Raw genomic sequence first — 474 nt, forward strand, 5'->3', positions numbered from 1 at the left:
CTTGTTGGCGTGCGCGCGGCTGGCGTGAAAGGGATTCAATTGAAGGAAGGGGACTTTGTCGCCGCTGCGTGCCCCGTTCGCCTAGAAAAGGGGGGCTCGTTCGTCGTCGTGACGCAGCGCGGAGCGGTGAAAAAAGTGGCGATGAGCGAGTTTGAGCCGTCCTCACGAGCGAAGCGCGGCGTTGTGATCGTACGTGAAGTGAAATCCAACCCGCACCGAGTTGTCGGCGCCGTCTTTGTCAGCAACGATGAGGAAATGGTCGGATTGCGGACGGAAAAAGGGGTGGTCGAGACGATCGAAGCCGCTTCCCTTCGTCTCTCCGACCGCTACAGCACGGGTTCGTTTGTCGTTGACACTGACGAAGCCGGGATGGTGGTGGATGTCTGGAAAGAACCGACGAAGCTGCTTGGAAAAGGGGAGGAAGGATGAGGTTTAAGCGTCAAGAACCGTTCCGGTATCAGTTTGGCCGGCCGC

General features: G+C 58.6%; 1 protein-coding gene. It reads left to right on the forward strand.

Annotated elements, in window-relative coordinates; all coding sequences use genetic code 11:
- The coding region (locus I656_RS0117370) for a DNA gyrase C-terminal beta-propeller domain-containing protein (RefSeq protein ID WP_033007068.1) at positions 1–429 on the forward strand (429 nt) is incomplete at its 5' end.
- Positions 430–474 lie beyond the last annotated feature (45 nt).

This window comes from Geobacillus sp. WSUCF1 (genome assembly GCF_000422025.1).
In the GTDB taxonomy this organism is placed as follows: Bacteria; Bacillota; Bacilli; order Bacillales; family Anoxybacillaceae; genus Geobacillus; species Geobacillus zalihae.